At 41.4% G+C, this 2,316-nt stretch carries 4 protein-coding genes and 1 pseudogene; 4 read left to right on the top strand and 1 reads right to left on the bottom strand.

The features are described from left to right. Window positions 1-39 precede the first annotated feature (39 nt). From DWX33_RS22130 to DWX33_RS22115, 4 genes and pseudogenes are all read left to right on the top strand, one after another. Window positions 40-474, top strand: a pseudogene (locus tag DWX33_RS22130) (UpxY family transcription antiterminator); the annotation flags it as partial. A gap of 166 nt (window positions 475-640) precedes the next feature. Further along, window positions 641-937, top strand: a complete 297-nt coding sequence (locus DWX33_RS22125) for a nucleotidyltransferase family protein (RefSeq protein ID WP_122381055.1) — start codon at window positions 641-643, stop codon at window positions 935-937. Further along, window positions 930-1,421 (top strand): DUF86 domain-containing protein, encoded by a 492-nt coding sequence (locus tag DWX33_RS23020; RefSeq protein ID WP_233570223.1) that lies wholly within the window; start codon window positions 930-932, stop codon window positions 1,419-1,421. Before DWX33_RS22125 ends, DWX33_RS23020 begins: the two co-directional genes overlap by 8 nt. A gap of 65 nt (window positions 1,422-1,486) precedes the next feature. After that, window positions 1,487-1,816, top strand: coding sequence for a hypothetical protein (locus DWX33_RS22115; RefSeq protein ID WP_005864966.1), 330 nt, complete (start codon window positions 1,487-1,489; stop codon window positions 1,814-1,816). Between the two features lie 299 nt (window positions 1,817-2,115). On the opposite strand, the gene DWX33_RS23015 is transcribed toward DWX33_RS22115, so the two are convergent. Continuing rightward, window positions 2,116-2,316, bottom strand: a 201-nt coding sequence (locus DWX33_RS23015; RefSeq protein WP_233570222.1) for a hypothetical protein, incomplete at its 5' end; no start/stop codon positions are given.

Here is a 2,316-nt window from a genome sequence, read left to right as displayed (position 1 = left end):
AAGCTGTATGCTTAATCCCCCAGGTTTATCGGGTGAGCCGTTTTCACTCCTATGCGTTGGCAGTTGGTCGAGAGGAAGGGTAAGCGGATTCGTGAGGAGGTTCCTCTTCTGCACGATTTACTTTTTGCCCATACTACCTGTGCGTGTATGGATCCAATCGTAGAAGAGATCAGTACCCTCCAATATCGTTATTTGCGTGGTGGCTACCGTAAGCCGATGACGGTAGGCCATGCGGAGATGAACCGTTTTATCCGTGCTGTCCATTCCGATGATTCCCCACGTTATTTCTTGGTTGAAGAATTAACTCCAGCGATGTACGGTCGCATGATCCGCATCGAGGGTGGCCCATTGGATGGCTACGAGGGACGTTTACTCTCTATACGAGGGGCCCGTGTGAAACGTTTGATCGTGGAGATCCCCGGTCTGTTGGTCGCCGCTGTGGAGGTCGATCCTGAATATATTCGATTACTCTAACATAGATCCCCTATATTCTACGGGAACGCATTGGGTGGCGTTTGAGCGGTCTGTTTATCAGCTGTTGCGTTTGTCACCCCAAAATCATAGGGTAATTTCAATTAGTTGACTTGGAGGATTCAATTATTCTTTATATTTTTGTTTTTAGAACAAAAAGAATGAGCCTATGAAGTCTACAGAGGAATACTTAAGTATATTAAGGAGCGAAAAAGAATCGTTGTTTCGTAAATATCAGATAAGTAATCTTGGTTTGTTTGGCTCGGTGGCTCGTCATGAACAAAGGGAAGATAGTGATATTGATATATATTACGAGAGTTCTCATATGAGTTTGTTTACATTATGTCGCCTAAAGTCAGAACTTGAGAAACTTCTAGGTTGTTCTGTTGATTTATTCCGTAAAAGAGAGTCATTTGCAGGAACTTGTATGGAAAAATCCATAAATAAAGATTTGATTTATGTATAAATGGAAAGATTCGGGACGAATTTTGGATTTAATAGACATGATGATTGATTCAATTCATGTTATACAAGTCCGTACATCTCATATTAAGGATGGCAATGATTTCTTATTGACTCCTGATGATATGTTCGTTTTGGATGGTGTTTGTATGAAATTGATTTTTATCGGTGAAAGTGTAAAAACTATAGATAAACTTTCAGAAGGAGAACTTTTCCCTTTATATCCTGTAATTCCTTGGAAGGAGATTATGAAGTTGCGGGATGTGATAGCTCATCATTATCTTAAAATAGATGTTGATATTGTTTATTCAACAATGAAGGAGGACTTACCCCTTTTGCAGGCAACCTTATTATCGATGAAGCAAGCTTTCTATCATAAACCATTCATCAATAATCCGTTCTCCACATGGGTCAGCAGGATACGCTCATTGAGTACTTCTACCCCGCTGACAATTATGGAAAAGGTCTCTTGTATCATTGTTGTCTAGGTTTAAAAGAGAGAGACGCAAGAAGATACACCCAAAGCCGTCAAAGCGGCGATTAATGAGGAAAGATGTTTGGAGATTTTTTGAATAGGGGTAAACACGGACAGCTTGACTTTGAGAATATAGATGACTTGGAGGACGGAACTCCGATCGTTGCTAGATATAATAATAGGGAATTTCAGTTTGGTATTTACGGGGAAGGTTATGTTATCTATCAAGATTGCTGGCAGACGAAAGCCGGAGTTCTTGTGTTCAGTTTGGAACAAAGTTCCATTGAAGGGTTTTTCGAGGATTCAACAGTCTATGAATATACGCCCGATTTTGAATTTGATAAAAAGAAAGCGTATTATAATGCAAGACGCAATTTCTCGGAGCCGGGAAATAGTGTATGGGGATGATTTCACGCTCATGTGTATGCTCGACAGCATCGAAACTCATCACTTTCGTTACTTGGTTCTTGCATATGCTTGTTCCTTTGCGGTCTCATGCCTGAAATGATCCGAAAATAACCCCCGAGGAGATGGTCAAAGAGCGTTTCATCCGTACCCGTATCAACGATGCGTGAAGCAGTCGTCTCAGACACCGCTCAACTGGCCGTTTTTGAGAAGATATACTGCATGTGCCCGAGGATATATACTGCGTTAGGCAATTAATATATACTTCACAGGGCAATTAATATATACTTCGTTTTCCATATCTACGGTTGCAATGTGCAGATCCTGCCCAATGCAACCCATGCGATCCAAATCATCCCCCAAGGTGATGGTACGATCTTGCGGACGGAAAGCTGTATTACGCCCGCCGCTTCGGGACGCCATGAGTCACAGGCACCGCCGTTGGGAAAAATTAGGGTACTGAATATAAAACAAACAAGATACAAATGATGGATTTTCATAAA

Source organism: Parabacteroides sp. AF19-14, from assembly GCF_003635485.1.
GTDB classification, from domain to species: domain Bacteria; phylum Bacteroidota; class Bacteroidia; order Bacteroidales; family Tannerellaceae; genus Parabacteroides; species Parabacteroides distasonis.
Note: the sequence above shows the minus strand (reverse complement) of the source record. Positions and strands in the feature narration are given on the sequence as shown.

Bases quoted from the DNA above. Each gene is read 5' to 3' on its own strand.
- DWX33_RS22125 (WP_122381055.1), top strand. From the start codon at position 641: ATGAAGTCTACAGAGGAATACTTAAGTATATTAAGGAGCGAAAAAGAA.
- DWX33_RS23020 (WP_233570223.1), top strand. From the start codon at position 930: ATGTATAAATGGAAAGATTCGGGACGAATTTTGGATTTAATAGACATG.
- DWX33_RS22115 (WP_005864966.1), top strand. From the start codon at position 1,487: ATGTTTGGAGATTTTTTGAATAGGGGTAAACACGGACAGCTTGACTTT.